24 protein-coding genes are annotated in these 24,981 nt (G+C 61.4%); 4 read left to right on the top strand and 20 right to left on the bottom strand.

What is annotated here, in order from left to right; all coding sequences use genetic code 11:
- Positions 1–23: 23 nt before the first annotated feature.
- The 11 genes from flgL to flgB all read right to left on the bottom strand — a co-directional run bounded on the left by flgL (position 24) and on the right by flgB (position 11,016).
- Positions 24–1,391: a flagellar hook-associated protein FlgL gene (gene flgL, locus AACH87_RS18885; RefSeq protein WP_338796074.1), complete on the bottom strand. Its 1,368-nt coding sequence runs from the start codon at positions 1,389–1,391 to the stop codon at positions 24–26.
- A gap of 37 nt (positions 1,392–1,428) precedes the next feature.
- Entirely contained in the window at positions 1,429–3,357 is a 1,929-nt protein-coding gene (flgK, locus tag AACH87_RS18880; RefSeq protein WP_338796073.1) for a flagellar hook-associated protein FlgK, read from the bottom strand.
- Positions 3,358–3,383: 26 nt separating this feature from the next.
- Positions 3,384–4,301 carry a flagellar assembly peptidoglycan hydrolase FlgJ gene (gene flgJ, locus AACH87_RS18875; RefSeq protein WP_338796072.1) on the bottom strand — a complete coding sequence of 306 codons (918 nt, stop codon included), beginning with the start codon at positions 4,299–4,301 and terminating at the stop codon, positions 3,384–3,386.
- 1 nt (position 4,302) lies between these two features.
- On the bottom strand, positions 4,303–5,454 hold the full coding sequence (locus AACH87_RS18870; RefSeq protein WP_338796071.1) for a flagellar basal body P-ring protein FlgI: 1,152 nt from the start codon (positions 5,452–5,454) through the stop codon (positions 4,303–4,305).
- 254 nt (positions 5,455–5,708) lie between these two features.
- Complete coding sequence (locus AACH87_RS18865; RefSeq protein WP_338796069.1) at positions 5,709–6,446, bottom strand: flagellar basal body L-ring protein FlgH; 738 nt, start codon at positions 6,444–6,446, stop codon at positions 5,709–5,711.
- A 51-nt stretch (positions 6,447–6,497) separates the two neighbouring features.
- A complete protein-coding gene (gene flgG / locus AACH87_RS18860; RefSeq protein ID WP_338796067.1) occupies positions 6,498–7,280 on the bottom strand; it encodes a flagellar basal-body rod protein FlgG in 783 nt (260 codons plus the stop codon).
- A 48-nt stretch (positions 7,281–7,328) separates the two neighbouring features.
- Positions 7,329–8,069: a flagellar basal-body rod protein FlgF gene (gene flgF, locus AACH87_RS18855; RefSeq protein WP_338796066.1), complete on the bottom strand. Its 741-nt coding sequence runs from the start codon at positions 8,067–8,069 to the stop codon at positions 7,329–7,331.
- Between the two features lie 37 nt (positions 8,070–8,106).
- Positions 8,107–9,387 (bottom strand): flagellar hook protein FlgE, encoded by a 1,281-nt coding sequence (flgE, locus tag AACH87_RS18850; protein ID WP_338796065.1) that lies wholly within the window; start codon positions 9,385–9,387, stop codon positions 8,107–8,109.
- A 47-nt stretch (positions 9,388–9,434) separates the two neighbouring features.
- Positions 9,435–10,097 (bottom strand): flagellar hook capping FlgD N-terminal domain-containing protein, encoded by a 663-nt coding sequence (locus AACH87_RS18845; RefSeq protein ID WP_338796064.1) that lies wholly within the window; start codon positions 10,095–10,097, stop codon positions 9,435–9,437.
- Positions 10,098–10,114: 17 nt separating this feature from the next.
- Positions 10,115–10,519, bottom strand: a complete 405-nt coding sequence (flgC, locus tag AACH87_RS18840; RefSeq protein WP_338796062.1) for a flagellar basal body rod protein FlgC — start codon at positions 10,517–10,519, stop codon at positions 10,115–10,117.
- Positions 10,520–10,551: 32 nt separating this feature from the next.
- A complete protein-coding gene (gene flgB / locus AACH87_RS18835; RefSeq protein WP_338796061.1) occupies positions 10,552–11,016 on the bottom strand; it encodes a flagellar basal body rod protein FlgB in 465 nt (154 codons plus the stop codon).
- A 231-nt stretch (positions 11,017–11,247) separates the two neighbouring features.
- On the opposite strand from flgB, the gene flgA reads away from it, so the two are divergent.
- From flgA to AACH87_RS18820, 3 genes are all read left to right on the top strand, one after another.
- Positions 11,248–11,982: a flagellar basal body P-ring formation chaperone FlgA gene (flgA, locus tag AACH87_RS18830; protein ID WP_338796060.1), complete on the top strand. Its 735-nt coding sequence runs from the start codon at positions 11,248–11,250 to the stop codon at positions 11,980–11,982.
- A 91-nt stretch (positions 11,983–12,073) separates the two neighbouring features.
- Positions 12,074–12,391, top strand: coding sequence for a flagellar biosynthesis anti-sigma factor FlgM (flgM, locus tag AACH87_RS18825; RefSeq protein WP_338796059.1), 318 nt, complete (start codon positions 12,074–12,076; stop codon positions 12,389–12,391).
- A gap of 39 nt (positions 12,392–12,430) precedes the next feature.
- Positions 12,431–12,808, top strand: a complete 378-nt coding sequence (locus AACH87_RS18820; RefSeq protein WP_338796058.1) for a hypothetical protein — start codon at positions 12,431–12,433, stop codon at positions 12,806–12,808.
- A 141-nt stretch (positions 12,809–12,949) separates the two neighbouring features.
- On the opposite strand, the gene AACH87_RS18815 is transcribed toward AACH87_RS18820, so the two are convergent.
- The 9 genes from AACH87_RS18815 to motA all read right to left on the bottom strand — a co-directional run bounded on the left by AACH87_RS18815 (position 12,950) and on the right by motA (position 22,267).
- Complete coding sequence (locus AACH87_RS18815) at positions 12,950–13,666, bottom strand: RNA polymerase sigma factor FliA (protein WP_338796057.1); 717 nt, start codon at positions 13,664–13,666, stop codon at positions 12,950–12,952.
- A 4-nt stretch (positions 13,667–13,670) separates the two neighbouring features.
- Positions 13,671–14,471: a hypothetical protein gene (locus AACH87_RS18810; protein ID WP_338796056.1), complete on the bottom strand. Its 801-nt coding sequence runs from the start codon at positions 14,469–14,471 to the stop codon at positions 13,671–13,673.
- The gene (gene flhF / locus AACH87_RS18805; protein ID WP_338796055.1) at positions 14,464–16,026 is read right to left on the bottom strand and encodes a flagellar biosynthesis protein FlhF; all 1,563 of its coding nucleotides are present in this window, start codon (positions 16,024–16,026) and stop codon (positions 14,464–14,466) included. Before flhF ends, AACH87_RS18810 begins: the two co-directional genes overlap by 8 nt.
- Entirely contained in the window at positions 16,023–18,107 is a 2,085-nt protein-coding gene (gene flhA, locus AACH87_RS18800) for a flagellar biosynthesis protein FlhA (protein ID WP_338796053.1), read from the bottom strand. Before flhA ends, flhF begins: the two co-directional genes overlap by 4 nt.
- Positions 18,104–19,264: a flagellar biosynthesis protein FlhB gene (gene flhB, locus AACH87_RS18795; protein ID WP_338796052.1), complete on the bottom strand. Its 1,161-nt coding sequence runs from the start codon at positions 19,262–19,264 to the stop codon at positions 18,104–18,106. Before flhB ends, flhA begins: the two co-directional genes overlap by 4 nt.
- Positions 19,265–19,374: 110 nt before the next feature.
- The gene (locus tag AACH87_RS18790; RefSeq protein ID WP_338796051.1) at positions 19,375–19,998 is read right to left on the bottom strand and encodes a protein phosphatase CheZ; all 624 of its coding nucleotides are present in this window, start codon (positions 19,996–19,998) and stop codon (positions 19,375–19,377) included.
- Between the two features lie 4 nt (positions 19,999–20,002).
- Entirely contained in the window at positions 20,003–20,389 is a 387-nt protein-coding gene (cheY, locus tag AACH87_RS18785; RefSeq protein WP_338796050.1) for a chemotaxis response regulator CheY, read from the bottom strand.
- A gap of 81 nt (positions 20,390–20,470) precedes the next feature.
- Positions 20,471–21,394: a flagellar motor protein MotB gene (gene motB, locus AACH87_RS18780; RefSeq protein ID WP_338796048.1), complete on the bottom strand. Its 924-nt coding sequence runs from the start codon at positions 21,392–21,394 to the stop codon at positions 20,471–20,473.
- A gap of 12 nt (positions 21,395–21,406) precedes the next feature.
- Entirely contained in the window at positions 21,407–22,267 is an 861-nt protein-coding gene (motA, locus tag AACH87_RS18775) for a flagellar motor stator protein MotA (protein ID WP_338796047.1), read from the bottom strand.
- Positions 22,268–22,730: 463 nt separating this feature from the next.
- Here motA and AACH87_RS18770 point away from each other — a divergent pair, with 463 nt between their 5' ends.
- Positions 22,731–24,974: a tetratricopeptide repeat protein gene (locus tag AACH87_RS18770; protein ID WP_338796045.1), complete on the top strand. Its 2,244-nt coding sequence runs from the start codon at positions 22,731–22,733 to the stop codon at positions 24,972–24,974.
- Positions 24,975–24,981: the final 7 nt, after the last annotated feature.

Genomic DNA, 24,981 nt, shown 5'->3' with positions numbered 1-24,981 from the left:
CGCGTGCTATGCGGATCGAAGCGCTAGCCGAGGTAATTGAAAAGGGACAGCTTCTGAACCATCGCGTACGACTTGAGTGCTGCCTCATAGCCTGTTTGCTGGTTCTGAAAATCCGAAATGCCTTTGATCATATCCAGATCCTCGGCCCGTGAACGGTCGCCTTCCAGCTGGACGGAGCGTTTGTCCTGGTCACCGGTGATGCGGTCTGCACGGTTGAGCAGTTCACCCGCATAACTGCGGATGTTGCTCATGCGTTCGAGCCCGATATCCACGTTGGCCAGGGCCTGGCTGGCGGCCTGGGCCGCCATGTTGGAGTTGGGGGCCGCCTTCAGTTCGGCAATGGCCTTGTCCAGCACACTGAACATGCTGGCATTGGGCGAGATGTTGATGGTGTCCCCATCTGCCGGTGCCAGCGTGACGGTGCCGTCCACCGCCTTGGTGGGGTTGGCCGTGATTTTCATCGACATGCCTGCAGGCAGGCCGTTGATGCTGAACTCGTTTTTCTCACCAATCTTGATGGGGCTGAGGGTTTGCGCCGCTGGAGGGGTGAAGGCCGGGTCGGTGCTGGTGATGTTGTAGGTGGCCGTCAGGGTGTTGGTGGCCGGGTTCAGCGTCAGGTTGGAAAAGCTCACGCTGTAGGTGTAGGCCTGCCCGGTGGCGGGGTCCTTGTTGAACGTGGTGCCGGGGGCAATGCTGATGGCCGACGTGGTGAGCGCACGGTTGGGTTGTGAACCCGTGGGCACCGAGCTGGTTGTGGCGCCCGGCAGGATGACGGTGCTGGTGCCCTGGGTGATGGCTGCGTGGAAGCTGCCGTCGCGGTTGGCATCGAACATGAAAGCAGCATCACCATCGAGCGTGTTGGGGATGGCGACCCCGCTGCCTGCCGCCTGGCCTGCCTGGCCCGAGAAGAGATAGTCAGGGGTGCTGCTGAGCGGGCCCAGAAAGGGAGACTGGGCGCTGCCCAGCGCGCCCAGCAGCGGAATGCCATTGGTGTCTGTGCGGTTGGCGACGGCGGTCAGCTCTTCACGAATGCTTTGCAGCTGATTGGCAATGGTGGTGCGCTCGCTGCTGCTCAAGGCGGCATTGCTGGCTTTGACCATCAGCTCCCGTGCTTCTTGCACCAGGTTGACGGCGTCGCCCATGGAGGATTCCGCCTGGGCAATGGCGTTGCGCTGGGTCTCCAGGGCACGCTGTTCGGTCTGGATACGGGTCAACCGGGTGAGCGCGCGCTCAGCCTGTGCGGCAGATACAGGATCGTCACTGGGGCGGACCACGCGTTTGCCAGAGGTCAGGTTCTCCTGCAGGTTCGCCAGCGAGCTTTGCCGTGACGACACATTGCGAATGGAGTTGTCATACATGTTGGCTGTGCCAACGCGATAGAAGTTCGTCATGTCAGACTCCTCGGGAGGACTTGCAAGCTTTTATTAGTCATCGGCCCAGGTTCTGGATCAGGGTGTCAAAAATGGTCTGTGCGGTCTGCAGCATTTTTGCGGAGGCCTGGTAGGCCTGCTGGAACTGCAACAGCTTGGCGGCTTCTTCGTCCAGGTTGACGCCTGAGACGGCCGTGCGGTCTTTCTCAAGATTGGACGCAATGGTGTCCGAGAGCTGCGCCGCATATTGGGCGCTCTGCGTGCGCGTTCCGATCTGCGCCATGGCGCTGGCGTAGCCATCGCTCATGGTGGAGTTGTCAAACATCTTCACATCACGCAGGTTCATCATGGCGGTGGCATTGCCTGCATTGCGCGTGTAGTTGTCTCCGTATTGCGGGTCCAGCGCATTGCCAACCTTGAGCGTGTCGCCCGTCTTGGGTGTGCCTTTGAGCGTGACTTCCCATCCATCAATCACGATGGGTGTGCCCGCTGTGTAAGGTAAGCCCGTGGTGCCTGACGGAGGGGTGGTAGACCCTGTCACGCTGTAGGTGGTGGGTGGCCCTGCGGTAAAGGTCAGGGTCACGCCGTTGGGAATGGGCGGGGCCGTGAAGCCGCTCTTGGCCGTCAGGCTGGAGAGCTGCAGCGTGCCTGCATTGGATGTTCCCATCGCCGTATTGACCGGGTTGGCTGCCGCCAGATCGCGAGGCGAATACACCAGGGCCTGCATGTTGGCCGCGGCCGTGCTGAAAGGCTTGAACAGCATGCGCTCGCCCGCTGCCCCTGCCGCCGTGAGGTTGAACGTCAGCCCGTCAATCTGCTGGCTGGCGAGGTTGGCCAGACTGGTAAACGCAGTGGACTTGCCATCTGTCAGTCGCACCACCTGGCCTGCGGGTGGGGTGGTGAAGCGAATCTCGTAGTCGGACGCAGCGAACTTGGTCGGATCTGTGAAGTTGACGTTGCCGACCGCTGTACCGTTGGTCAGGCCGGGCATGCTGGTGGGCAGGGCAAACAGGTCCTTGCCCAGCTGGCCGTCCAGCGTGAGGCCCTGGTTCTGCTGCTTGTTCAGCGTCATGCCGATGGCCATCGCCATGCGGCCCAGCAGGTTGCGGCCCTCGGAAAGGTCGGAGTTGTTGAACTTCAGCAAGCCCGTTACGCTGCCGCCACCCAGGGTGTTCTCGTCCAGTTCGATGGTGGGTGAGCCGGGGCGGTTGAAGAACAGCTTGAGCTGCCCGCTGGCCGGGAAGGTGGTGGAGTCGCCAATCGTGACTTCGGTGGCAGTGGTGCCCAGCACCAGCGGCTGGCTGCCGCCTACGAACAGGCCCACTGTGCCGTCGTCCGCTGGGATCTGCGTGGTCTGCACGTACTGGTTGATCTCGCGGATGACCTGGTCACGCTGGTCCAACAGGTCGTTCGGAGTCTGTCCGTTGCCCGTGGCGCGGGCGATTTGCTCGTTGATGGCCGCCATCTGCTTGGCCAGGTCATTGATGGTTCTGGCGCTGTTCTGCAGCTGTTCGTTGACGGTGTACTGTATTTCGTTGATCCGGTCTGCGGAGGAGCGCATGCGTGCGGCGGTCTCGTCCATCCGGGTCAGCAGCAGCGTGCGGGCAGAAAGGTCTGTCGGGGCGCTCACCACGTCCGAGAACGCATTCATCATGTCGGTGATGGCTGCCCCCAGCCCGGTAGAGCCGCCGCTGAAGATGTCCTGCAGCTGGGTCAGTCGCTCTGCTCGCACGGTATCTGCGGCGCTGGCCGAGCTGGCTGCCGCTGACTGGCGCGTGAGCAATTCGCTCTGGTTGCGCAAGATGGTGCGCACATCCACACCCTGGCCAATGTAGCCCGCGCCCGAGAACTGGCCTTGCACGGTCTGCAGTACCACCGACTGGCGGGAATAGCCGGGGGTGTTGACGTTGGCAATGTTGTTGCCGGCCGTTTGCAGTGCCAGTTGGTTGGCCATGAGGGCGCGAGCGCCGACGTTGAGCAGTCCCATGATTTATGCCGCTTTCATCACGCTGTTCAGGCCTGGGCCTTCTGGGCGCGCAATGCGCTCTGAATGGCACCACTGAGCTTTTTGGCGTAGGCCGGGTCGGTGGCGTAGCCTGCCTTTTGCAGCTCTGCTGCATAGGCCACGGCGGAGCCGGTTTTTGCTGTGGCCTGCGCTTTTTCGTAGCGTGGGTTGTCGTTGATGAGGCGGGCGTAGTCGCGGAACGATTCCTCGTAAGAGTCGTATGCCCGGAACTTGGCCACCACCTTGCGCGGAACGCCGTCCACATATTCGGTGGTAGTGACTTCGGCTACCTTGCCAGTCCAGCCCTTGCCTGCCTTGATGCCGAACAGATTGAAGGAGGTGGAGCCGTCCTTGTTGCGGATCTCGCTTTTGCCCCAGCCTGTTTCGTGCCCCGCCTGGCCCAACATGAAGCTGGCCGGAATGCCGCTTTCCTTGGCCACGGTTTCGGCGGTGCTACTCAGGTGCTGCACAAATTCGTCGCGTCCCTTGGGGGCCGGTGTGGTGTTGACTGCGGAGGTGGCGGACTTGGTGGCTGCGCCCACGCGACCTGTGACCTGCGGCAGGCTCAGAGTGGAGGGTACCGAGAAACTGGGTTCAGGGGCACCCATCTGGCGTGACAGCTGGCGTGCAATGGCTTCAGAAAGCCCCCCCGGTTGCCCCGACATCTGCACGGACAGCTGCTGGTCGAGCATGTCGGTGCCCAGGTCGCCTTGTGCGTTTTCCAGCAGGCCGGATTTCATGGTCGCTTCGCGCATGCTCTTGATCAGCTCGCGCATGAAGAGCGACTCAAACTGCTTGGCGGCTTCCTTGGTGGCTTCGGGGCTGTTTTGCGACGCGTCGTACTTCAGCGCGTTGAGCGAGCGCGTGTCTACCGCCAGAGCCTGCGATGCGCCGGTGGTGCGGGCAGGGGGCAGTGTCATTGTCATGTCAGATGACCTCCAGCTCTGCATTCAGCGCGCCAGCAGCCTTGATGGCCTGCAGGATGGCGAGCAGGTCCTGCGGTGTGGCTCCCAGCTGATTGAGTGCGCGCACCACATCTGCCAGTTGGGCCGAAGGAGGCATCTGGATGATGTTGCCGGGCTCCTGGTTGATGGTGATGTCGCTCTTTTGCGTGACCACCGTCTGCCCCTGTGACAGCGGGTTGGGCTGGCTGATGACAGGGGTGGTGTTGATGGTGATGGACAGGTTGCCGTGCGCGATGGCACACGAGCCGAGCGTGACCGCCTGATTCAGCACGATGGAGCCGGTGCGTGCGTTGATGACCACCTTGGCCGAAGGCGCCGTGTTTTCCAGGGGCAGCTCTTCCAGGTCGGCAATGAAATTGACGCGCGCGCCGGGATCCAGTGGTGCACGCACCTGCACCGTGCGCCCGTCAACAGCAGTGGCCAGGCCATTGCCCAGCTTGGCGTTGATGGCCTGCGCTACCTTGCGGGCGGTCTGGAAATCCGAGGCGTTCAGCCCGAGGTTGATGGTGTCACCGTCATGCAGCGGGGTGGGCACGGCGCGCTCCACCTGCGCGCCTTGCGGGATGCGCCCGGCAGAGAGGTGATTGATCTGCACCTTGCTGCCGCCGGCGGCAGCCCCTGCGCCCCCCACCACCAGGTTGCCTTGGGCCAGGGCATAGATTTCTCCGTCTGCCCCGCGCAGCGGAGTGGCAATCAAGGTGCCGCCCTTGAGTGACTTGGCATTGCCCATGGACGAAACGTTCACGTCCAGCATTTGCCCGGGTTGGGCAAACGCGGGCAGCTGTGCCGTCACGATGACGGTGGCCACATTCTTGAGCTGCAGCTGCGAGGAGGTGCCTGGGGGCAGCGTGATGCCCATCTGCTGCAGGTAGTTGGACAACGCCTGCGTGGTGTAGGGCATCTGCGTGGTCTGGTCGCCAGTACCGTCCAGCCCCACCACCAGACCGTAGCCTGTGAGCTGGTTGCTGCGCACGCCCTGCACGGCGGCCACTTCCTTGATGCGCACGGCGTGCGCGCTGGGCGCAACTGCAGCCAGCACTGCGGCCAGCAGGAGCCAGAGTGCGCGCAGATTGCGCGGCCAGAGGGCGTGGGACGAGGCTTTCATGACTGCCATTGTGGGCGGCCATGGCAAAAACTAAAACCCGAAAAGAAGCGGGTTCACCTGTTATTTGCAGTGCGTCGGCTGGGCGGATGGAGGGGCAGAAATGCCCTGCTCAACGCGGGATTTCAGTGCCAAATCGCACGTTAGCGCAGATGGAAAAAGCGCAAGCTGCTATGAAAAGAGAAGTGAAAATGGCTGCACGTCAAAGTGCAGCCATTGCCGATTTTGATGCCCGAGTGTTGAGAGTCGGGCGGAGGCGGAGACGCTCAGAATGGCGTGACCTTGTTGAAGAACCGGCTGAGCCAGCCCTGGGCCTGCACTTCACCCTGCGAGCCACGCCCACGCGACTCGATGCGCACATTGGCCACCTGGGTGGAGTTGATGATGCTGCCTGGCTGCATGGCCCGTGGGTCAATGGTGCCGGAAAAGCGCAGCACGTCCACGTTCTGGTTGACGCCAATCTGCTTTTCTCCCGTCACCACCAGATGCCCGTTGGGCAGCACGTCCACCACCGTAGCGGTGATGGAGCCTGAGAAGGTGTTGGCGCTTTCCGTGCCACCTTTGCCCGAAAAGGCGTTACCCGACTTGGCACCCAGGCCCAGGTTGCCCGCATCGGCAGCGCTCAGGAAGGGCAGGGCCGTCACGGCATTCGATACGTTGGAGCTGCGGTCCAGCGTGGAGGAAGACTCTTGCTTGGCCGTGATGTTCTCCACGATCTGGATCGTCACCAGATCGCCTACCAGACGGGCACGGCGATCTTCAAACGATGGCCGGTAGGTGGCTGCGTTGAACAGGCTGCCTGTGGCGGCTTGCGGCGCCGGACGGGGCGCGATGGCGATGGGCGGTGGTGTGGTGGGCAAGATGTCCACAGGAGGCGGTGGCGACATGCTGGCGCACCCTGATGCCAGCAGGCAAGCGGCCAGCGCTGCGGTGCAGACTCCCCTGCCGCCCTGGGCGGCGCGGGGGGCATGGGTTCTGGATGCGGGATATGTGGGTGCGTTCATGGTGGCCCTCCTGGGGTCGCGAGGCTGTGAGTGGCGTTGCCCGGCTGCGGGTTACAGCTGGCTCAGCTTGGCCAACATCTGGTCGGTGGTGGAGATGGCCTTGGAGTTCATTTCGTAGGCACGCTGGGTTTGGATCATGTTGACCAGCTCTTCCACGACATTGACGTTGGAAGACTCCAGAAAGCCCTGCTTGATGATGCCCAGACCGTTGGTGCCGGGTGTGCCTTGCTGCGGCTGGCCGGACGCTGCCGATTCCTTGAACAGGTTCTGGCCAATGGGCTCCAGCCCCGCGGGGTTGACGAAACCGGCCATGGCCAGGGTGCCCAGCGGCTGTGGTTGGGTGTTGCCAGGCACGGTGGCAGTGACGTTGCCATCGTTGCTGATGCTGATGTTGATGGCATTGGGTGGCACGGTAATGCCGTTGGCCACGGGCAGCCCACCCGAGGTGACGAGGCGGCCCTGGGCGTCGACCTTGAACGATCCGTCGCGGGTGTAGCCGATGGTGCCGTCGGGCATGGTGACTTCAAAAAAGCCGTTGCCGTTGATGGCCGCATCCAGCTGGTTCTTAGACTCTTGCAGGCTGCCCTGCTCAAAGTTGCGCCCAATGGAAACCGTGCGTGCGCCCAGGCCCATGTGCAGACCTGTGGGAAGCTGGTTCTGCTCTGTGGCGGCAGCCCCTACCTGACGGTAGTTCTGGTAAGCCAAGTCTTCAATATTGGCGTAGTTGCGCTTGAAGCCGGTGGTCGAGACGTTGGACAGGTTGTGCGAGTGCAGATCAATATTGGTCTGCTGCACGGTCATGCCTGACTTGGCGGTGTAAAGGGCTGTGAACATGGCGGTTTCCTTGGGGGCAGTTCAGCGTAGGGCGTAGCGGGCGGGTGATCAGCCGTTGATGCTGAGCAGCTGGGCCGCAGTCTTGTCATTGGTTTCGGCCGTCTGCAGCAGCTTCATCTGCTGCTCAAACTGCCGGGAGGCGGCGATCATGCCCACCATGCTTTCCACGGGGTTCACGTTCGAGCCTTCCACTGCGCCGCTGAGCATGCGGGCGGCCGCATCGTTGGGCATGGGGTCGCCCGAAGCGGTGCGAAACAGGCCATCGTCGCCGCGCTTGAGCGGGTCTTCCGCAGTGGGGGTGGCCAGCTTCAACCGGCCCACGGGCGTAGGGCGTTGTCCACCGGTGCGAGCAGTGATGGTCCCGTCTGAGCCGAGGGTGACTTCCGCACCGGGCGGGATGTCGATGGGCGCACCGCCATCCGACAGCACGGGCAGGCCCGAGGGCGTAACCAGCTGGCCTGCGGCAGAGACATCGAAAGAGCCAGCCCGGGTGTAGGCCTCCAGGCCGTCCAGCCCCTGCACGGCAAACCACGCGTTGCCCATGGCCATGGCGTCGAGGCTGCGGCCTGTGGTTTTGGCGGGGCCTGCGGTGTTGAGGTAGCCAGAGGTGGCTTCCAGCGCAAACACGCGGGTGGTGGAACCGTCGCCCTGCATGGGCACCGAGCGGAAGGTGGACATTTCTGCCCGAAAGCCGTTGGTGGACGCATTGGCCAGGTTGTTGGCCAGCACCGACTGCCGGTGGGCCGCGGCGTTGGCCCCTGTCATGGTGGTGTAGATGATGCGGTCCATGGAGGATCTCCGTCTTCAGCTCAGTGACTCGCCAGCATCAGCGCAGGTTCACCAGGGTGGACATCACCTGGTCCTGCGTCTTGATGGTCTGCGCATTGGCCTGGTAGGCGCGCTGGGCGGTCATCATGTTGACCAGCTCGGCGGTGAGGTCGACGTTGGAGTCTTCCAGTGCGCCAGAGCGCAGCGCACCAAAGTTGCCATCCGTGGCAATGCCCACCACGGGCTGGCCGGACTCAAATGTGGACACCCATTTGTTGCCGCCCACAGAAGCCAGCCCCTGCGTGTTGCGGAAGCTGGAGAGGGCGAGCTGGCCTTCCGAGCGGGTGACACCGTTGGAGTAACGGGTCATGATCATCCCGTTGTTCTCGATGTTGATGCCCGTCAGCTCGCCCGTGGTGTAACCGTCCTGACTCAGGTCGGACACCGCAAATTTGGTGCCGCTTTGGGTGACGCCGTCCAGCTTGATCGTCACGGGGAACGTGGGCAGGCTGTTCGGGTTGGGTGGCGAGGGCGTCACGGTGAGCGGCAGCTGAAACCCCGTAGCTGGTGGTGTGGCTGCCGGGGACACGATGGCGCCCGTGTTGTCAAACGCGATCGTGCCGATCTTGGTCGCCACGACTGGTGGGCTGGCTGAAGGGTCATCCAGCTTGTCATACACATCCCATGTATTGGCCGTAGCGGTCTTCTGGAAGTAGAGGTTGATAGGCTTTGCCACGCCCTGGCTGTCGTACACGTTGATGGATGTGCCGTAGGTTGCACGTGGCGTGGCTGGCACTGGGGGGGTGGCTGTGGGGTCGCCTGCCGCGTCTTTGGCGGTGGCTGGCAGATTGAACTCCGCCGTAATGGTCGTAGTTTGCTTCGCGGGAATCGGTTGCGCGGTGGGGAACACCATGGGAATGGGGTCGGTACCCGTGCGAAGGCCCGTTACGGGGTCCACGGGGTAGCCCATCACCTTGTCGCTGTCGTTGGTGACCAAGTTGCCCACCTTGTCCAGCTTGAAGTTGCCTGCGCGCGTGTAGGCTGTGGAGCCATCGGGCTGGGTCAAAGTGAAAAAGCCGTTGCCGTTGATGGCGACGTCCAGGCTGTTGCCTGTGATGGTCAGATTGCCTTGCGTGAACTGCTGTGCAATGTTGGCGGTTTCCACGCCAATGCCCGCATTGGAGCCACCTGCAGAGCCGATGGCAGAGGCCACCATTTCCGCAAACTCCGCGCGCGACGCTTTGAAGCCTGTGGTGTTGGCGTTGGCAATGTTGTGGCCGATGACGTCCAGATTCTTGCTGGCGGCGTTCAGGCCGGAGAGGCCTTGCTGGAAACTCATGGTGTTCTCCTGGTTGGGCGTTGCGTGCGGTGTGTGGGGGCGGCGCTTTACAGCATGGCCTTGATCTGGCTGTAGTTGATGGTCTTGCCGTTGGACAGGCTCAGCACCAGCTGCCCGTCTTCAGCCCCCGCAGCGGTGACTTTGGCGACGCTCAGGGCGGTGGAGTCGAGCTTGGTGGAGCCGTTTACTGCAGTGACGCGGAACTGCAGGCCGCTGGTATTGCCGGTGTATTTGCTGGCGTCCCAGTCAAACGTGTGGCGACCTGCGGTTTGTGCGCCCAGGTCAACGGTGTCTACCAGTTGACCCCCTGCGGTCAGGATCTCGACCTTGACGCCTGTCGCGGCAGAGGGCAGTTCGAAACCGCCCTTGCCGGTGCTCTCGGTGACGGAAACGCTGTTGCCCTCCGTCATCACACTGCGTCCCACCAGCGCTGTGCCTTGCATGACCTGCAAGGAGTTGAACTGTGCAGCCATGCTGGCCATGGTCTGGTTCAGTTGCTGGATGCCCGTTACGGTGTTGATCTGAGCCATCTGCGATGTCATCTGGGCGTTGTCCAGAGGGTTCATCGGATCCTGGTTGTTCAGCTGCGCGACCAGGAGTTTGAGGAAACGGTCTTGGGCTGCCGCCGGATCAGTGTTCGGGTTGGCTGTGCTGGTCGTGGTCGAGGTGCTGGCCGTACTGGAGGTCGCACTGGTGGAGCTGAAAATCATGGCTTATCTCCAGACAATTACTGGCCCATCTGCAGGGTCTTGAGGAGCAATGTCTTGGCCGTGTTCATGACCTCGACGTTGTTCTGGTAGGAGCGCGAGGCGGAAATCATGTTGACCATTTCTTCCACGGCGTTCACGTTGGAATGGGTGACGTAGCCCTGCTCATCGGCGGAGGGGTGAGACGGGTCATGCACCTTGCGGCCGGGGGCGTCGCTTTCCTTGATGGTGGTGACGCGCACACCGGTGGCGCTGTCGGAGCCCATGGGAGCCGCCTGGAACACCAGCTGCCGGGCTTTGTAGGCCTTGCCATCCGGGCCAGCCACGGCATCGACGTTGGCCAGGTTGCTGGCCACCACGTTCAGCCGCTGGGACTGGGCGCTGATGGCGCTGCCAGAGACATTGAAGATGGAAAACATGGACATGGGGGGTCTCGCTTTCTGTGCAGTGCGCCGCTTTACTGGCCTTGTATGGCGCTCAGCATCGTCTTGGCGTTGCCGTTGATGAAGCGCAGCGTGGCTTCGTAACGCACGGCGTTGTCCACAAAGGCAGCGCGCTCGCGGTCCAGATCCACCGAGTTGTTGTCCAGCGCGGGTTGTGTCTGCACGGCATAGCCCAGCTTGCCCGGGCCACCAATCGTGGACGCAGAGCCTGAACCCATGGTCGTCGCCTTGATGTGCCTAGGGTCTGATGTGGCTGTGCTCACAGCGGGGCCTTGATCAGCGCTGGCAAAGGTTTTTGCGACGTTGCTGCCTGGGGTTTCCGTGGCCTCGCGCAGCGTCTTTGCAAAATCAAAATCACGCGCGATGTAGCCAGGGGTGTCGGCATTGGCAATATTGCTGGCGATGACGCGCTGACGCTCGGCGCGCAGGATCAGCGCGTTGCCTTGAAAGCCCAGCTGGGCGGTCATCTTGTCAAGCATGATTGCCTCACATCCTCTGCATCGGCACCAGCGCCCGGGACGGGTTTTGGCGTGGTTCGATTATGGAAACGGGCGCATTTTTCTAAAGCCCGAAGAGCCCAGGATTCCGGATGTTGTTCGGCCATTTGGAGGGGGTTGGGCTGTCCTACAGTGAGGGCGTTGTAATGGCCCGTACTGCCTCTCTTGTTGACCAGGGGGCAGATGTGCAGGCCCCTTTTGCGGAGAGCGCACATGCCATCCTTGCCCACCCTTTCATCTTTGGCTCGCAGTGCTTGCGTGGCCGTAGCGGTCCTCTTGTCGACGGGAGTTCACGCCCAGGCTGTCGCCGATCCTGCCGCTGAGCTGGGCCATCTCACCCAGCAGTTTCTGAACGAAGCCCTGGCCCGCAACCAGGCATCGGGTGCGTCTTTGCGCATGGAGGTCAGCGTTGGCGCGCTGGACAGCCGCCTCAAACTGGCCCCCTGTGCGCGCGTGGAACCCTACCTGCCTGCAGGCTCACGGCTGTGGGGACGTACCCGCCTGGGATTGCGGTGTGTGGAAGGCCCATCGCCCTGGAATGTGTTTCTACCTGTTACCATCAAAGCGTGGGGGCCGGCCTGGGTGCTGACGGCCAATGTCGCACCAGGGGCTGTCCTGACTGCCAACGACGCGACGCAGGCGGAGGTCGACTGGGCTGCTGACACCGCAGCGGTGGTCGCCAACGCGGATGCGTGGGTGGGGCAGACAGCATCACGCCAACTGATGGCAGGCCAGGCTTTGCGCCAGACCATGATCAAGGCCCCCAGTTTGTTCAAGGCGGGGGCTCAGGTGAGGGTGATGGCGCAGGGGCCAGGTTATGCGGTGACTTCCGCCGGTGAGGCCCTCACTGCTGGGTCTGCCGGGCAGACTGTGCGAGTCCGTATGGATAATGGTCGTGTGATTACGGGCATTGTGGAGGAAGATGGAACAGTAGCCATCCGTCTTTGAAGATTTATCTGCACAAAAGGCTAAAGTCCGCTAAAAACAGGTCGAAGACATTGCTACTGAGCCCCACATCACAGGGGTGGTGGAGAGAGCGATGAAAATAGGTCAATCACCGGAACTCCCGGGCGCACTGGCGCAGACGACGCTTGCCAAGCAGGCCAAAAGTCCAGCCCCTGCTGCTGAAGGGGTGGCAAAAGGCGCAGCCTCTGCGTCGGCCGCCGGTGTGCCTGTCACCGTATCCAGCTCAGCCCGAGCCCTGGAGCAGCCTGGCCGCAGCAGCAGTGACTTTGACGCCAAGCGTGTGAGCGAAGTTCGTGCAGCCATCAGCAACGGCACGTTTTCAGTAGATGCTGAGGCCATTGCGGACAAATTGCTCTCCAACGCTCAGGAACTCTTCACCCGCTCGCGCTGACGAGACCTCTTCCCAGGCTGAATCTGGCGCAACCCCACCATGTCGTTAGAAGAAGCCCTCGTTTTCGTTGAAACCAAGATTGAGAAGGTGTCAGCCGCCCTGCTGACCATGGATGCTGCGGCACTGGAGACTGCCAGCACCGAACTGCGTGATGCAGCGGCCCGTTTCACATGGGCACTCGAACAGGCGCCGCAAGCTTCGGCCCTGCCTTCCAAATTGCAGGAACGCTTGACCACCATTGGAAACCAGTTGGCCCTGCAGCGCGAGGGCCTTGCCCGGGTTGCTGCGCTGACAGACCGTCAGGTGGCCGCTGTGGTTCCTCAAGCATCTTCTGCCGGGTCTGCCACCTACGGCAACCCGCAAGCGGGCTCTGGTGTTGCGGGCAATGTTGCACGCATCTACCGGTCAGCCGGCTGACACATCCGCACCCCAGATTTCGTTGAAAATTGGATTTGCTATCAAATAGATAGCTGCCTGCGCTTGTGGATCAAGCGCTAGAGCCGGTTTTTATCGCTGCTGCTGATGGGCCGGTGCAGGGTACGATGATCAAGAGTCGGATCAGTGGCTGCGCATCTTCGCGCGCAGGCGGGCGATGGACTGGCTGTGCAGCTGACACACCCGTGACTCGGTGACCCCCAGCACGGCAGCGATTTCCTTGAGATTCATGTCGTGCTCGTAATACATGCCCATGATGTGCTGTTCGCGTTCGGGCAGGCTCTTGATGGCATTGACCAGGGAGCTGCGAAGACGCTGGTCGCGCAGCAGCTCAACGGGGTCCGCTGCGGCGTCGGCAACGTGTCGGTCCAGAAAACCGTCTTCATCGTCCCCGCCGTTGGTCATGTCCTCCAGGTACACCAGTTGCGTGCCGCGCACCTTGCTCAGCAGGCTTTGGTAATCCGCCAGGCTCAGTTCCATCTCGGCTGCAATTTCTGACTCGAGCGGGCTGCGGCCCAGACGCTGCTCCAGCCGGTGCACTGCGTGTTCGATGTCTTTCTGGCTCTTGCGCGAACTGCGCGACATCCAGTCACCCTCGCGCAACTCATCCAGCATGGCACCGCGGATGCGCTGGGTGGCAAAGGTCTCAAACTGCACACCCTGAGCGGTCTCGTAACGCGAAAGTGCCTCTGCCAAGCCCATCATGCCGACCTGGATCAGGTCGTCAAGCTCCACATTGGGCGGCAGCTTGGCAATCATGTGGTGCGCAATCCTCCTGACCAGCGGTACGTGCTGGCGGATCATGGCATCACGATCGAGCTGGCCTTTGGCGGTGTACATCAGATCAGTGGCTCCGTGCAAAATGCGCAGACGTTTCTGTCAAACCCGCGGTGCTGGTGGGCAGGGTCCCCAGCGTTGCGCTGATGGTGCCTGCGTTTTCCAGCAGTTGCAAGGCCAGACGTTGCACATCATGGGGATTATGGGCCGATATCGTGGTGGTGCGTACCAGGCCGCCCAGGTGACGCTCGGCGCAGTCCTGCAGGGTGCGCAACGCGCCTTGGGTACGTTTGCGCTCGCCAGCGGTATCCGTCTGCAGGACTGACGCCACCGTGCAGGGCAGGCCCGAATGCGTGACGATCTGCTTGAGACTTTTGTAGCAGGCCAGCACGCCGGCCGAGCCGCTTTCCATCACTGCCAGCGGCACCGTGCGGGTGTGGGTCAACAAAGGACCGAGCAGACTGGCAGGGGCGTGCAGCACCACGAGCCCGTAGGCGCGAAAGTAGGGCAGCAGACCCGGCAGCGGTGGCTCGCCCCGCGCATAGGCCTGACGCTGCAGTTGAAGCAACCCGCGCGCAGCAGGGATGACGGCCAGCGAAGTCAGTGAGGCACTGGCTCCAAAGCCCAACCCATCGCTCCATGGCGCCTGCAGCAGATGGTGCAGGCCAGGGGCTTCGTCGGATTCGCGCGCAGTGCCATCCAGCACCACGGTGGGATAGCCCAGGCGTTGCAGATTGGCGCAGATTTGCCAGAGCATCTCCAGCCCGCTGGAAGCACGTTCCTGGCTGGCCACGGCCAGCACACGCAACTGTGCCTCGGGGGTGAAGCTGTTCAGGCCCGCAGCCTGGTGAAGACCGGTGTCAAGCATCCACAAGTCCTTTCTCGGTCAGGGCCTCGGGCGCGTTCGAGAAGTAGTAGTTCAGGTCGGACGACTTGGGGTCAAACGCCGACTTCACAGGTGCGCGCATCGAGGCAGCAATGAGCTTGTGGGCTTCTGCCTGTTCCCAGTCTTCTGGCACGCGCTGGCCGTTCGTGATGCCGCGCAGCACCATCTGGTGGCGGATCAGCGCATCGAGCGATGGGCCCAGTTTCACGGCCTCATCCACCTTGGAAAGAATGGCCTGTTGTGAGCCTGCGGTCTTGAAGGATGTGAGCACATCGTCCAGCGTGTCGCCATGGCAACCGGCATTGAGCACCAGCAGGCGGTTGACGCGGGGCAGATCCAGCACGTCCAGCATGCTGCGCTTGCGAGGGTCCCGAGGTGCAACGCCCGTGGTGTCGATGAGCACCATCTTCTTGCCACTGAGCAGGCCCAGCAGGTCCTGCAGGGCAGCGCGGTCATGGGCCAGGTGCGCCACGATGCCCAGCATGCGGCCGTAGGTGCGCAGTTGCTCGTGCGCGCCAATGCGGTAGGTGTCCAGTGTAATCAGGCCCACACTGCCAGGGCCGTGGATGCGGGCGCACAGCGCTGCCAGCTTGGCTGTGGTGGTGGTCTTGCCCACACCGGTGGCGCCAACCAGTGCAAAGATGCCGCCTTGCTCGTACAAAGGAGCTTCATGCTCGTCAGTCTTGAGGTTGCGTTCCAGCACCTCCATCAGCCAGCGCACGGCGTCTGCAGCAGACATGTCTTCGGGCATGCGCTCCAGCACGGCACGCGCCAGTGCTGGCGAGTAGCCTGCGCGAATCATCTTCAGCATCAGGTTGGACTGAATGGGGTTCTGCTTGGCTTGCCCCAGCCACGCCATGGTGTTGAAGCGGTCTTCAATCATCTCCTTCATGGCCTGCAGCTCGTTCATCAGGGTTTGCTGCTGTGCCACGGTCACCGTGGCTGCTGCCTCCGGCTTGCGGCGGGGTGGTTCGGGCGGCAGGTCCATGGGGATGGAGCGCAGCGGGTTGTGCCGCACCACGGCGGGTGCAGGGCGTTGACGGGGAAAGTCGCGGTCCTGGTCACGGCTGCGTTCTGCAAAAGTGGGGGGCTCCGCCGGGCCGTTCATGGCTTCGTGGCGGCGGCGCAGCATGCGTTCGCGCACGTAGTCTTGGAACGACAGCGTGCTCATGGCCAGCTGCTCGGTATCTTCCTCTACCGGGTTATGGCGGCTTACGGGCGCTGCAGCCATCTGCGTGGAGCGCACGGGAGCACGGCTGCTCTTGCTGCCCAGCAGGTCTTCCTTGCCGTGGCGCGACTCCTGGAAGTCGCGATGACCCTGTTGCGACAGGTTGCCCGAGCCCAGGCTGCCGCTTCCAGAGCTGGAGCCCTGCGCTGCGCTGTCCAGCGCAGACAGTGTGTCTTCTGCCGTGGCCACGACTTCCACGCCATTGGCTGTGGGGCGATTGGACAGGATGAGGGTGCCCTCGCCAAAGGCCATGCGCGCCTTGGCCAGTGCCTCGCGGGAGGTGGGGGCGGTAAAGCGTTTGATGTTCATGCTGATGCACCTTTGAGAATGGGCCCAATCCGGATGGTGTGGGTCTCGGGAATTTCACTGTGCGCAAGCACCTGCAGGCGGGGTGCAACACGGCGCACCAGGCGAGAGATGGCATTGCGGATCTGATCTGGCACCAGCAGACAGGCGGGCAGGCCCATCTCTTCTTGCTTGAGTGCCACTTCTGCGGCCTTCTGGGTCAGGATGTCGGCGACGCCTGGGTCCAGCGCGGGGCCGGCTGTGTTGCCCAAGGCCTGCACCAAAAGGCGCTCCAGTCCAGGCTCGATGGCGATGACGTTGAGTTCGCGGGTAGGGCCGTAGATCTGCTGGACGATGGCAGGCGACAGGGCAATGCGCACCCGCCGTGCCAGTTCCACAGGGTCCGACACCGCACCTGCATGCTCTGCCAGGGTTTCGATGATGGTGCGAATATCGCGAATGTGCACAGACTCTTCCAGCAGCAGCTGGAGGACTTTCTGGAACGTTGCGATCGAGACCATTTTCGGAACCACCTCTTCGATGAGCTTGGGAGCCAGCTTGGCCACGTGTTCCACCAGTTGCTGGGTTTCCGTGCGACTGAGGAGCTTGGCTGCCTGGACTTGCATCAAGTGTGACAAATGCGTCGCCATCACGGTTTCTGAATCAACGACGGTAAAACCCGCCATTTGTGCCGCTTCCTTTTGCCGGTCATCAATCCAGTGGGCAGGCAGGCCAAATGCAGGGTCGGTGGTGGGGGTACCGATCAGGGGAGTGCTGATGCCACCGGGGTTGATGGCCAGGAACATACCGGGGAAAGCCTCGCCTTCGCCGACCACCACACCGCGCAGCGTGATGCGGTAGGCACTGGGCTTGAGCTCCAGGTTGTCGCGCACATGCACGGCAGGTGGCAGGAACCCCACCTCTTGCGCAAACTTGCGGCGTACCCCCTTGATGCGGGTCAGCAGGTCGCCCTGACGGTTCTTGTCCACCAGAGAAATGAGCCGATAGCCCAGCTCCAGGCCCAGCAGGTCGATAGGTTGCAGGTCGTCCCAGGTGGCCTCGCCATCGTTGGTGGTGGGGGCGGGCGGAGCCTCGGGCTCGGGCGGGATCTGCTGGCGCTGGTAGAGCATCCATGCGGCATAGCCCAGCGAGCTGCCAATAACGAGAAAGACCACGTGAGGCATGCCAGGAATGAGGCCCAGCAGAACCAGAATGCCAGCCGTCACGCCCAGCACGCGGGGCGACATGAACAACTGCTGCACGATCTGGCGGCCCATGTCCTGCTCTTTGCCCACACGCGACACCACCATGGCAGCCGCCACAGAGATCAGCAGGCCGGGAATCTGGGCGACCAGCGCATCACCAATGGCCAGCAGGATGTAGCTGTCAGCGGCCTGCTTTGCCGACAGGCCGTGCTGTAGCACGCCCACCGTGAAGCCACCCACGATGTTGATCAGCAAAATCAGAATGCCCGCTACAGCGTCGCCGCGCACGAACTTGGAGGCACCGTCCATGGAGCCGAAGAAGTTGGCTTCCTCGCCCACCTCAGCGCGGCGGCGCTTGGCTTCTTTCTCGTCGATCAGACCTGCGTTCAGATCGGCATCGACGGCCATCTGCTTGCCGGGCATGGCGTCCAGGGTAAAGCGGGCCGATACCTCGGCAATGCGCTCTGCACCCTTGGTCACCACGATGAAGTTGATGACCACCAGGATCGCAAAAACGATCAGGCCGACAGCAAAGTTTCCGCCGATCAGGAAGTGACCGAAGGCCTCGATCACGGCACCTGCCGCGCCGGGACCGGTATGGCCTTCCAGCAGCACCACGCGGGTAGAAGCCACGTTGAGCGACAGGCGCATCAGCGTGGTGAGCAGCAGCACTGCAGGGAATGCCGCGAAATCCAGCGGGCGCACCATGTAGGCCGCCACCATCATCACCATCAGCGCCACGGCGATGTTGAGGGTGAAGAAGGTGTCCAGCAGCCATGCGGGAATGGGCAGCACCATCAGCGCCAGGATGGCCACCACCAGCAGCGGTGCCGACATGCCTTGCAGGACCGAGGTGTTCTTACCCGCCCACAGTTTCAGGGAGTTGACGGAGGTGTTCATGCAGCATCACCTTGGGCTTGAACCGTGAGCTTGTGGTGTGGATCAAGCTCCGGTGGAACATACGGCTGAACCAGTTCGCCGGGCATGCGGCCTTCGCCGCGCATCGCCGCCTTGAGGCGGTAGACATAGGCCAGCACCTGCGCCACCGCGGTGTACAGCGTGGCGGGAATGGGCTGGTCGAGTTCGGCGTGGGCGTAAAGCGCACGTGCCAGCATGGGCGACTGCAGCACAGGAATTTCGTGGCCCTTGGCCAAGTCGCGGATGCGCATGGCCACCAGGTCGGTGCCGCGTGCAATCACCTGGGGGGCCGCCATCGTGGCGTCGTCGTATTTCAGTGCCACCGCATAGTGGGTGGGGTTCATCACCACAAAGTCAGCCTTGGGAACGGCGCTCACGCTGGCACGGTCCGCCAGTTCGCGTTGCTTCTGGCGAATGCGGCCTTTGGTGTGTGGGTCACCTTCAGATTCCTTGTGCTCCTGTTTCACTTCTTCGTGAGACATCTTGAGTCCGGACTTGAAGAAGTAAGCCTGCAGCGGCACATCGATGGCAGCCGCCAGAAACACCACGAGCAGCAGCATGCTCACACCAGTGGTAAGCCAGTCACCCACGTAACGGATGGCGCTGGTAGAGGGCTGGGCCACCAGCATGGCCACGTCCTCAATGCTGTTGCCCATGTATTTCCACGCGACGAACGACAGCACGCAGGTCATGAGCACCATCTTGGCGACGTTGGCCAACTGCTGTTTTGAAAACAGGTTGCCAAAGCCAGTGAGGGGGTTGAGCCGGCTGAACTGGGGGGTGATGGGCTTGGTGCTGAAGATCCAGCCGCCCGCACCCACTGCGCTGATCAACGCGGCTGCGCTGGTCAGGACAGCGAAAACAATGCTGGCTATCAGCCCCACGCCCACCACGCTCTGCATGCGCTCCAGCATGGCAGCAGGGGTCATGACAGCCTTGGAGTCAAAAGTGAGCTGTTGGGTCAGCGCCTTTTGCATGTAGTCCATCAGCGTAGGCGCCAGCGTCATCACGCTTGCGGCACCAGCCCCCAGGATGGCCAGATGCGACAGGTCGCGCGAGCGCGCACCTTGCCCGTCCTTGCGCGCTTGTTGAAGCTTGCGCTCGGTGGCGGGTAGTTCCTTGTCTTGGCTGGAGTCCATGATGGCATGACGTCTGGTGTCATGCCATTGTCGTGAGCAGCCCGGAAATCTAAAGGCGAAAAAGGGGCCGCAGGGGCCCCTTATTCAAGGATGCGGCAAAGACGCAAAGTTCAAAATCCCAAACTGGCGAGAAGATCGTCCACCTGGGATTGATCGGTAACGATGTCAGGCGTGTTTTCGGGATCAACGACGGGGCCGTTGAGGCGTTCGCGCGGAGGCTCCACCGCTGGCACGTGCACATTGGCTGGCGCAGTCTGAATCAGCAGTTGCACCAGTTGTTCTTCAATCGTGGCTGCAAGGTTCACCACACGAGCGATCACCTGGCCCGTCAGATCGTGGAAGTCCTGCGCCATCATGATTTCCGTCAGGTGCACATCGGCTTCCTTGGTGACGCGCTCCACATCGGTCAGGAAGTTGAAGATCTCACCCTTGGCCACCGCAGCGACGGGATCCTTCACCAGGGAATCCACAACGCGGCGTGTTTCTGAGGCAATGAAATCGTGCTGGGCTTTTGCCAGTTCTACCCGGCTGAGCACCTTCTCTGCCGCTTCACCCGTCAGGCGGGCAATGTAGGACAAGCGGCTTTGGGCATCGGGCAGCTCACCCATCGAGCCTCGCAATTTCTCGGCAAAGCCCAATTCGTTCAGCGAATCGTGAAGCTGCCGCGTCAGCAGACCAATCTTTTGATGGACGTCTGCGGCGGGCTCTCCGTGGGTGTTTTCTGGCGTGTCCATGGCGTCACATTCCCATCTTTTTGAGAATCAGCAGAACTTTCTCTTCCAGGGTGGCCTTGGTGAAGGGTTTGACGATGTAGCCAGCGGCGCCGCCTTGGGCTGCTGCCACGATGTCTTCCTTGCGGGCCTCGGCAGTCACCATGAGCACGGGAAGGTGTTTGAGCTTGTCGTCCTTCTTGATTTCGGCCAGCAGCTGAAACCCGTTCATGTTGGGCATGTTGATGTCGGACACCACGAAATCGAACTTGCCGTTGCGGAGTTTATTCAGTGCGGCGACTCCGTCTTCTGCCTCGTCAGCGTCCGAGAACCCGCTTTCCTTGAGCAGGTTGCGGACGATACGGCGCATGGTGGAAAAGTCGTCAACGATGAGGAAGCGAAGGGCTGTGGTCACTTGGGACCCTTTCGGTCGAAATTGGCTAGAGATATTGTCAAGTGTGGCAGGCGTTGTGACAAGGCGTAACTTTGACCTGCCTCATTCGGGATTTTCCCGCTTTTCCACCTTCAGTTCAGTGGATGTTACGGTGGGAACCCCTTTCCCCATGAGTCTTTCTTCGGCCTCACGGGTTAATACCGTGATGGTAATGCGACGGTTGGCAGGGGAGCGGGGGTTGTTTGGTTCCAACAGATCGCTCGCAGCCAGCCCCACCACGCGGCCCAGCTTGCTGTCTGGCATGCCTGCTGCAACCAGTTCACGGCGTGAGGCGTTGGCTCGATCGGACGAGAGTTCCCAATTGCTGTAGCCCCTGTCGCTGTTTCCGTAGGGCACGGCATCGGTATGGCCCGCCAGGCTGACGCGGTTTTCCACGCCGTTGAGGGCAGCACCGATCTCGCGCAGGATGTCGCGCATGTAGGGTTTGACCATGGCACTGCCACTGTCAAACATCGGGCGGTTCTGGTCGTCCACGATCTGGATCTGCAAGCCGTCCGGGGTGACATCAATGCGGATCTGGGATTTGTATTCGTTCAACCGCGGGTTTTCGGTGATCAGTGCATCGATCTTGGCTTGCAGCGTCTTGATGCGTTGTGCATCTTGTCGTGCCTGTTCGGCCTTGGCGGTTTCCAGGCTCTGCTTGCGCGATTTTTCGGCATCAGATTCGGAGCGGCGCACCTGACCGTGCACTTTCGACAGATCGTTGCCCCCCCCAGGGATGACGCTGGAGCTGTTGCCCGATCCATCCCCGCCCGTCATCGCAACCTTGAGCGGAGAGCTGAAATAGTCCGAAATACCTTGCAGTTCCCCTTTGGCCGTAGAGCCCAGCAGCCACATGAGCAGAAAGAAAGCCATCATCGCCGTCACAAAGTCGGCATAGGCAATCTTCCACGCGCCACCATGAGCGGCATGGCCACCCTTCTTGACGCGCTTGATGATGATGGGCTGGAGTTTCTTTTCTGCCACAGTGGAATCCGGTTACTTCTTGCCCTTCACGTGGCCTTCCAGTTCGGAGAACGTGGGGCGGTCCGTAGAAAACAACACTTTGCGGCCAAACTCGATGGCTGTGGCGGGGTTGTAGCCCTGCATGCTGGCCAGCAAGGTCGCCTTGATGCACTGGAATTCCTTGGCTGCGTCTTCGGTCTTTTGTTCCAGCAGGCCGCCCAGGGGCTCCACAAAGCCATAGGCGAGCAAGATCCCTAGGAATGTTCCCACCAGCGCAGAGGCGATCATGCCGCCCAGCACGGAAGGCGGTTGCCCCACCGAGCCCATGGTGTTCACCACACCCAGCACCGCTGCCACGATCCCGAACGCCGGCAGTGCCCCTGCCAGCCGCGCAATCGCAGCCACTGGGGCGTGGGCTTCGGCGTGGTGGGTGTCGATTTCGGCATCCATCAGTGCTTCGATCTCATGCGAGTTGAGGTTGCCCGACACCATCATGCGCAGGTAGTCGGTGGTGAACTCGATGACGTGGTGGTCATGCCCTACCACCGGGTATTTTTTGAAGATCTCGGACTCGTGGGGGCTTTCCACGTCCTTTTCGATCGCCATCAGGCCTTCCTTGCGGGCCTTCTGAAGGATGTCAAACAACATGGCCAGCAGCTCCATGTAGCGGGCCTTGGTGTATTTGTTGCCCTTGAGTGCCTCTGGAATGGCCTTGAGCGTGGCCTTGAGCACCTTGGGCTGGTTGTTCACCACGAAGGCGCCCAAGGCGCTGCCCCCAATGGTGATCATCTCGAAGGGGAGGGCCGTCAAAATGACCTTGATGTTCCCGCCGTGAAAGATGTACACGCCGAAGATACAGACCATGCTGACGACGTAGCCGATGATGACAAACATGCTGGTTCGGTGGTTGCGGTGGCCTGAGCCTTCAATAGAAAAAGGGGATGAAGCTCCTGTCCATCGAGGATTACTTCATTTTGTAAAGCACTTTATCTGATTGTGCTTGAACCAAACAAGCGAGGAAGCCGTAAAGCGCCGTTCTATTTGGTCCATGTCGAAGGGGGTGTCGTTTTTGGATGCTACAAGTGATGAACACCACCGTGCTACCCCCGGGTGTCCTCAATTACTGTGCTTTTTCAGCTTTCTTGCCCCACGGTCCTGTTTATCCTTTCCACTTATTACCCTTGTTCAAAGGCTGGCTACAGCGTAAAGCAAGCTGGAATCCAGGTAAATCAGAAGGACGCCCGTGACAGACCCCTCAGATGTAGTTGAGCCTTCCGCGATATCGTCGACTGGCGCTGAGCCAAGCGCTGGCGAAGATGCAGACTTCGATCCGGTTCAATCTTTGGTGGCGCGCACTATGGCCTTGGCTCTGGAGTGTCACCGTGCGGGAAACTTGCAGCAGGCTGAAGAGCTGTATCGGGCCGTGCTCAGCATTGCGGCTGAGCACCCGGATGCCAATCACAACCTCGGAGTGATTGCGGTGGAATGCAGTCAGTTTTTGGCGGCTATTCCCTTCTTTCAAAAGGCCTTACAGGCACAGCCCAAAAACTACCAGTATTGGGTGAGTCTGGTGGATGCCTTGATCCACGCGGACGAATGCGCTTTGGCAGAGGACATTCTGGAGGACGCTCGCCGTGCCGGATTGTCGGGCGATGCGGTGGGGGAGCTGGTCGAGCGTTTGGTCGATGTGGCCTTGCGGCGTGCTCGCAACGCGGCCCCGTATCCAGGCCGTACAGTGCCCGCAGCCCAGCGCGACCAGGTCAACCGCTTGTTCGATACGGGGCAATTTGAAGAAGTCCTGCGCTGGGGCCGCAAACTGGCGCGCCAATATCCCCAGTGTCCTCTGGGTTTGAAGTCCTTGGGGGCGGCGCAGTTGCAGTTGGGCCAGGTAGCTGCCGCCATCGAATCCATGCGCGGAGCCCTTCAGCTGTATCCCAAGGATGTGGATGTCCTCAGTAACTATGGGTACGCACGCAGTCTGCAGGGTGATCTCGTGCAGGCAGAGGTACTGCTGCGTCAGGCGGTGGGTCACGCGCCGGGTTTCAAACAGGGCTGGTTCAATCTGGGCATCGTGATGCGAGGTCAGGCGCGCATGCAGGCTGCGGAGACTGCCTACCGGACCGCCCTGAAGTGCGGCGGGGATGATCCACCGGTATTGCTCAATCTGGCTATTCTGTTGGGCGAAATGAACCGCTTCAAGGAGGCGGAGGCCTGCATGCGCAGAGCCCTTGTGGTCAGTCCCGGGATGGCGCATGGATACGTCGCATTGGGCATGCTGCTCAAAGACCAAGGCCGTTTGCCCGAGGCCTTGGAAGCGTTGAACAAGGCTCTGGAACTGGATCCACAAGACCGGGCAATCCACAGCAGTTACTTGTTTGTTGCCAACTGTGCGCCTGAGATGGACCCGTTGGAGAGATTGGCGGCTTACCAGCGCTTCAACGAACTCTTTTGTGAGCCCTACCGCGCTGCTTGGCGGCCGCACACCAACAACCGTGATCCTGCCCGCCGTTTGCGGGTGGGCTACGTGGCTCCGGTGTTTCGCACCCATGCCTGTCGCCCTTTCCTGCAGCCCTTGCTGGAGAATCATGACCATTCACGGGTAGAACTGTTTGCGTACTCAGGCCCTTTTGAGCTGGAGGACGATGTCACTGACCACTACCGGACGTTGTTTGAGCATTGGATCGACACCCGCCAGTTGAGTGACGATGAGCTGGCGGCACGCATTCGTGCCGACGGCATTGACATCCTGGTAGACATTGCCGGGCAGACCAAGGGCCACCGGCTGGGCGCCTTTGCTCGCAAACCCGCGCCTGTTTCTTTGCACTGGCTGGACTCTGGTTACACCACGGGCCTCAAAGCGATCGACTATTACCTGACCGATGCGGTTACGGTTCCTGAGGGCGCGGAGCACCTGTTTTCCGAGACACCCTGGCGCTTGCCTCGCACGCCCTTTGTCTATCGTTCCAACCCGAACGCAGGGGCCGTGAATGAACTTCCTGCGTTGAGTAACGGACACATCACCTTCTGCACATTGACGCGTGCAGTGCGGCTCAACGATCGCGTGGTGAACGCTTGGGCTCGGTTGCTGAAACGCATGCCGAACGCGAAGCTGGAGATCAACAGCGGCAATTTCAGCCAGGCTGATGTGCGTGAGCAATGGTGGCAGCGCTTCGAGGCCCTCGGCGTTCCGCGCGAGCGTGTTCTCATGGGCTTCGAGAGCCCTCCGTGGAACGTACTGCGGCGTGCGGATATCGCACTGGACTGCTTCCCGCAAAATTCAGGCACTACGTTGATCGAGTCCCTTTACATGGGCTTGCCGTTTGTGTCCTTGGCGGGGGTTCCCAGCATGGGGACTCTGGGCGCATCGGTGCTGTCTGCCATTGGGCATCCCGAATGGATTGCCCATACCGAGTCAGAGTATGTGGACAAGCTGGTGGCTTTGGCGAGCGATCTGCCTGAGCTGGCACGCATTCGCAGCAATCTTCGTTCGCAAATGCAGGCTTCTGCTCTGATGGATGAGGAGGGCTTTGCGCGCGACGTGGAAGACGCTTATGCGCAGATGTTTGCTCGTTGGTGCGCAGAGCAGGCGGCGAAAGCCTGAGATGGGC

The organism is Acidovorax sp. DW039 (assembly GCF_037101375.1).
Lineage (GTDB): Bacteria > Pseudomonadota > Gammaproteobacteria > Burkholderiales > Burkholderiaceae_C > Acidovorax.
This window is presented reverse-complemented; position numbering and strand designations above follow the sequence as displayed.